This is a genomic window from Candidatus Melainabacteria bacterium RIFOXYA2_FULL_32_9, from assembly GCA_001784615.1.
Classification (GTDB): Bacteria; Cyanobacteriota; Vampirovibrionia; order Gastranaerophilales; family UBA9579; genus UBA9579.
On sequence record MFRQ01000060.1, the window covers coordinates 4,618 to 10,476 of the forward strand.

Below are 5,859 nucleotides of genomic sequence, written 5' to 3' on the forward strand. Positions count from 1 at the left end.
GAGACAGGAATTAAAGTTATTGATCTTCTTGAACCTTATTCAAAAGGTGGTAAAGTTGGACTTTTTGGTGGTGCAGGTGTTGGAAAAACAGTTATTATTCAGGAATTGATCCACAACATTGCGCAAGAGCATGGCGGTGTTTCTGTATTTGGCGGCGTTGGCGAAAGAACAAGAGAAGGAAATGATCTTTGGAATGAATTTAAAGAGTCCGGAGTTATTGATAAAGTTGCTCTTGTTTACGGACAAATGAATGAGCCACCTGGTGCAAGAATGAGAGTTGGATTAAGTGCTCTTACTGTTGCTGAATATTTTAGAGATGTATCAAAACAAGATGTGCTTTTGTTTATTGATAATATCTTTAGATTCGTTCAAGCAGGCTCTGAAGTATCAGCGCTTCTTGGTCGTATGCCAAGTGCTGTAGGTTATCAGCCAACATTAGCTACAGAAATGGGTGAGCTGCAAGAAAGAATTACCAGTACAATGGAAGGTTCAATTACATCCGTTCAGGCTATTTATGTACCTGCTGATGATTTAACTGATCCTGCTCCGGCTACAACATTTGCATTTCTTGATGCGTCTACAGTTCTTTCAAGACAAATCTCTGAACTAGGTATTTATCCTGCTGTTGATCCTCTTGCAAGTACAAGCCGTGTACTTGATCCAAGAATTATTGGCGAAGAACACTATGGAGTAGCAAGGGACGTTCAGCAAATTCTTCAAAGATATAAAGACTTACAGGATATTATTGCAATTCTTGGAATGGATGAACTTTCAGAAGATGATAAAATTATTGTAGGACGAGCAAGACGTCTTCAAAGATTCTTAAGTCAGCCGTTCTTTGTTGCTGAAACGTTTACAGGTATACCTGGAAAGTATGTTAAACTTGAAGATACCATTAGAGGATTTAAAGAAATTCTTGAAGGCAAACACGATGATCTTCCAGAACAAGCTTTCTATATGGTAGGAACTATAGAAGAAGCCAGAGAAAAAGCTGAAAAAATGGCAAGAGGTTAAAAATGCCAGAAAATAAGCTAAATTTAAAGATTATAACTCCTGAAAGAACACTTGTGGATGAACAAGTTGATGCTGTATATTCTAAAGCTATTGATGGTGAATTTGGTATTTTACCCGGTCATATACCTTTTATGACAGCTTTAGATATTGGGATTACTAAGTATGTAAAAGATAATCAAGATGAACTTGTTGTAGTGGTTGGTGGAATCTTTCAGATAAGTGAAAATAATATTACTATTTTTTCTGAAACTGCGGAACGTGGTGAGGAAATAGATGTTCAGAGAGCTAAAGCTGCTGAAGAAAGAGCTGAAGTAAGGCTTAGAGCTGGTGCAAGAGATATAGATACAGACAGAGCTCAGGCGGCTCTTGCAAGAGCTCTTACCAGAATTCAGGCAGCTACAAGAATGAGACCTGGTATTTAATTTGTTTCAGGTTTTCTAAGAGACATTAACCCAGTAATAACTGTGAGATATTTATGAAGCTTCATATTGCTCATCTTTATCCTGAACTCCTAAATATTTATGGTGATAAAGGTAATGTTACAGCTTTTACACAAAGATGTTTATGGAGGAATATTAATGTTGAGGTTCATGAAATAAATCCTGGAGATGAAATAGACCCGGATTTGTTTGATTTTTATTTTATTGGTGGCGGTCAGGATCAGCAGCAAATTATGGTTGCGAGTGAACTTCAAAGACAGGCAGAGAATTTAAGAAAAGCTGCAGATAATAATGCTGTTTTCCTTGCAATATGTGGCGGTTATCAACTTTTAGGACATTATTATCAACCTCATCAAGGGGATAAAATACCTGGAATTAGTATTTTAGATGCTTATACCATTGCAGGAAATACAAGATATATCGGAAATGTAACAATTAATACAGATTTTTCTGAATTGAAAAAAACAGATATTAAAAATCCAAATACTTTAGTAGGTTTTGAGAATCATAGTGGACTTACATATTTACAAGGTGAAACAAAGCCTCTTGGTATTGTGCAAGTAGGTAATGGTAATAACGGTAAGGATAAAACAGAAGGTGCTGTTTATAAAAATGTCTTTGGGACTTATTTGCATGGTTCTTTATTACCTAAAAATCCACATTTTACAGATTATTTGATTACCCTTGCCCTGAGAAGAACAAATAGTAGTGATGTTAAGCTAACAGAATTAAATGATGAAATTGAGTTTTCAGCTCACAAAAAAGCTGTTAACAGAAAATATTAATTAATTCAAGTTGTCAGCTACATAAATTGATGCATTGAGATTGCTTTACAGGGAAGATTCTAGAAATAATTGATATTAAATGGTTCGTAATGACATCCAAGTTATTTAAGTAGCAACTAGAATATTAATTAATTATTCCTTTAACAATTATCATTATTTTAAAACAAAGAATTAGGTTAGTTGATACTTTCATCCTAAGTATTTGTAGGATAATTATGTGAAAAATAATTGGGAGGAAGTTTATTATGCCAGGAATTTTTGATGTAAGCATGTTTTTAAGTGAAAATACTCCTGTTTATCCGGGTGATCCGGAATTAAAGATAGAAAAAGTCAAAACTATTTCTAAAGATGGATATGAGTTATCAAAACTTTCTATGGGTGTCCATACAGGAACTCATATTGATGCACCAGCCCATTTGTTTTCTGATAAAACAAATGTAAACGAATTGGATTTAAAGATTTTAATTGGAAAAACCATTGTTTTAGAGTTTCCAAATACTGATTATATTAGTGCAACTGATTTAAAAAGTTTGGATTTCTCAAATTATTCAAGAGTTCTATTTAAAACCAATAATTCTGGCCTTATGACTATGGAAAGATTTAGTGAAGATTACGTTTATCTTGATGAAAGTGCTGCTGAGTATCTAGTTAAAGAAGATATCAGGTTAGTAGGGTTTGATTATTATTCGTTAGATAAATACAATTCAGATATGCCTGTTCATAAAAGATTACTGGAAAATGATGTTATAATTATTGAAGGATTAAATTTATCTGATATTGATCCAGGTGAGTATGAGCTTATAGCGCTCCCTATTAATATAAAAGCTGAGGCTGCTCCTATCAGAGTTATTTTAAGGCAATATCTTAGAGGAGAAATTCCCGAATGATGGCTGAAGGTATTCAGAAAAAAACTAAAATAATAGATAAAATTGAAAAAAATAAAATTATTGCTGTTGTAAGAACTAATAATGTGCAAAGAGCCATTGATGTTTCAAAAGCACTTATTGATGGGGGGCTAAAAGTAATTGAGATTACTATGAGCCATATAGATACTTCTGTTGTTATAGATGAAATATCTAAAATTGAAGGGGTATCTGTTGCAGCAGGATCTGTTATTACAGGAGCACAAGCAGAAAATGCCATTTCTGCAGGTGCAGAACTCATTGTTTCACCGGTTGCAGAAATGAATTTAATAAAACTATGTAAAGGGAAGATGCTTCCGATTATTACTGCAGCTGCAACCCCAACAGAAGCTTATAATGCCTGGAAATTAGGGGTTAATCTCATAAAAATATTTCCTGCAAAAGATCTTGGCGGGCCTGATTACATTTATGATATTTTAACTCCAATGCCTTTTTTACCTTTAATTCCAACGGGTGGAGTTAATCTAGATAATTTTACAGAATATTTAAAGGCTGGCGCTGTTGCAGTTGGAATGGGCAAGGTTTTTTATTTCGATGAAGAGAACTTTTCCGTAATAACTAGCAGAGCAAAAGCGGTTGTTCATAAGCTAAATGATTATCTGGAAAATAAATAAGAAAGAAAAGTTTTTATGAATTTGACCTTATGGTAAAATCCAGATTAAATAAATTTAAGTTTTAAAATTTATCGAAGTAGATTAAACATTTGGGAGTAAAACCAGAAATATATGACTGATAGTATTGATATAATTTCTATTGGTGAAAGCATGATAGAGCTTTCTACTAATGAAAGTCTCACATATGCTCAAATATTGCATAAATATTATGGCGGCGATACACTATGTGCTGCTGTTGCTGCTGCTAGATTAGGGTCAAAAGTAGGATATATTACAAGAGTTGGGAATGATTTTTTTAAGGATTTTCTTCTGGATTCCTGGCAGGCAGAAAATATAGATATCAATTATGTGAGATTAGTTGATGGTTATAACGGGCTTTATTTTATATCAAGACAGCAAAGTGGTGAAAAACAGTTTGCTTACTATAGAAAAAAAAGTGCAGCATCTACCCTTTCAGTGGATGATATTCCTGAAGATTATATTGAGAGAGCTTCTATCATTTATTCTACTGGTATAACTCAATCTATATCTAATTCTGCTAAAGAAGCTGTTGGAAAAGCCTTTAACGTAGCTAAAGAAAAAGGTTGTATGGTTGCTTATGATCCAAATTACAGACCTCAGCTTTGGAGCATAAGTGAAGCAAAAGAAGCTTTAGAAGAGATTATTGATTATGTAGACATAATTTTCTTGAATACCTCTCATGATGCAGAGAAACTTATTGGAATTTCTTCTCCAGATAAGATTATTAAGTATTTTTGGGATAGAGGTATAAATACAGTAGTTACTAAGATGGGAAAAGATGGTAGCACTATTGGTTATAATGGAGAAATGAACCATGTTCCATCCTGTGTGACCAGTGTAGTAGATACTACTAGCGCAGGAGATGCCTATAATGGGGCATTTTTACACGGCATTACAGTAGGATATACACCTTTTGAAGCTGCAAAATTAGCTTGCATTGATTCTGGCATGCAAGTTCAAGGCCTTGGTGCTATAAAGTCTATTCCCTATAAAGACCAAGTTTATGCCGAATTTAAACGTGGTGATATGTAAAAAATATAGTGTAAACTATATAATAAGATCAATTGTTGAAAGACAGTGAATACAAATCCATAGCATTTTAGGGGTATTTATGAGTTTAGCTGGTAAATATGAGAGAGATATTGCTGTTTGGGAATCTAATCATATTGAAGATTGTAAAAAGCTTAACCTATTTAAAGATAAAAATGTCTTGGAAGTAGGAGGCGCACTTCCTAAAGGGTATATAGATGAATTAAATGCCAAAAGTTGGACTTGTATAGATATTTCAAATTATTTTCCAATAAAAGATGATAATTATGAAGTAATTATAGGAGATATAAGTGAATATAATTTTGGGGACAATGTTTTTGACACAGTAATTGCGACAAATTCTTTTGAACATATAAATAATCTTGAGAAGGCTATGGATAATATTTATAGAATTTTAAAACCTAAAGGCTTTCTTTCTTCTCTATTTGGTCCTATTTGGTCTTGCAATAAAGGGCATCATCTCTGGGTATTTACCGGAGAGAAATATATTACTTTTAATGATAATATAATTCCTGATTGGGCTCATTTACTTTACGCCGAGCAAGAATTAAGAGAAATATTAACAGATAAATATACTCCACGAATATTAGATCAAATTCTTTATCAAACTTATCATTCTCCTGAAATTAGTAACAGGCTGTTTTATGAAGATTATATTCGAATCTTTGATCAGACTCCGTTTATATTTCATGAATTACGAAACTGGCACAGCCCAACTTTTCCAAGCCTAGATATCCAAAGAATTCTTGAAGAAAAATATGAAAATAAAAGAAACTTCCATACATTTAGTATGAAAATACTTTTTCAGAAAAATTAATAATTCCTGTTAATTAACTCGAATTGTTAATTAGCTGAAAGATTTAGCAATTCTATGTTTTAGTATTATCATCCTGAAGTACTTCGTACTGTCATAAGTCCTCAATCCTTCCAATAATACCTTGTGTCATCCTGAAGCATGAGAGATTGAAATTATAATATTAATCGTCAGGATCTATCCCGCTAGCTATTAAGG

The 5,859-nt window shown here is 33.1% G+C and carries 6 protein-coding genes and 1 pseudogene (1 of these 7 only partly in view); all 7 read left to right on the forward strand.

What is annotated here, in order from left to right:
- Positions 1-1,014: pseudogene (locus tag A2255_02555) on the forward strand (F0F1 ATP synthase subunit beta); it begins 417 nt to the left of the window's first position.
- A gap of 2 nt (positions 1,015-1,016) precedes the next feature.
- Positions 1,017-1,436 (forward strand): ATP synthase F1 subunit epsilon, encoded by a 420-nt coding sequence (locus A2255_02560; GenBank protein ID OGI21377.1) that lies wholly within the window; start codon positions 1,017-1,019, stop codon positions 1,434-1,436.
- Between the two features lie 53 nt (positions 1,437-1,489).
- The gene (locus A2255_02565) at positions 1,490-2,239 is read left to right on the forward strand and encodes a hypothetical protein (protein OGI21378.1); all 750 of its coding nucleotides are present in this window, start codon (positions 1,490-1,492) and stop codon (positions 2,237-2,239) included.
- 245 nt (positions 2,240-2,484) lie between these two features.
- Positions 2,485-3,126, forward strand: coding sequence for a hypothetical protein (locus A2255_02570; GenBank protein ID OGI21379.1), 642 nt, complete (start codon positions 2,485-2,487; stop codon positions 3,124-3,126).
- Entirely contained in the window at positions 3,123-3,776 is a 654-nt protein-coding gene (locus A2255_02575; protein ID OGI21380.1) for a hypothetical protein, read from the forward strand. The genes A2255_02570 and A2255_02575 overlap by 4 nt, the downstream gene beginning before the upstream one ends.
- Positions 3,777-3,887: 111 nt before the next feature.
- Positions 3,888-4,829, forward strand: a complete 942-nt coding sequence (locus A2255_02580) for a hypothetical protein (GenBank protein ID OGI21381.1) — start codon at positions 3,888-3,890, stop codon at positions 4,827-4,829.
- A 79-nt stretch (positions 4,830-4,908) separates the two neighbouring features.
- Positions 4,909-5,664, forward strand: coding sequence for a hypothetical protein (locus tag A2255_02585; GenBank protein ID OGI21382.1), 756 nt, complete (start codon positions 4,909-4,911; stop codon positions 5,662-5,664).
- Positions 5,665-5,859: the final 195 nt, after the last annotated feature.

Bases quoted from the DNA above. Each gene is read 5' to 3' on its own strand.
- A2255_02560 (OGI21377.1), top strand. From the start codon at position 1,017: ATGCCAGAAAATAAGCTAAATTTAAAGATTATAACTCCTGAAAGAACA.
- A2255_02565 (OGI21378.1), top strand. From the start codon at position 1,490: ATGAAGCTTCATATTGCTCATCTTTATCCTGAACTCCTAAATATTTAT.
- A2255_02570 (OGI21379.1), top strand. From the start codon at position 2,485: ATGCCAGGAATTTTTGATGTAAGCATGTTTTTAAGTGAAAATACTCCT.
- A2255_02575 (OGI21380.1), top strand. From the start codon at position 3,123: ATGATGGCTGAAGGTATTCAGAAAAAAACTAAAATAATAGATAAAATT.
- A2255_02580 (OGI21381.1), top strand. From the start codon at position 3,888: ATGACTGATAGTATTGATATAATTTCTATTGGTGAAAGCATGATAGAG.
- A2255_02585 (OGI21382.1), top strand. From the start codon at position 4,909: ATGAGTTTAGCTGGTAAATATGAGAGAGATATTGCTGTTTGGGAATCT.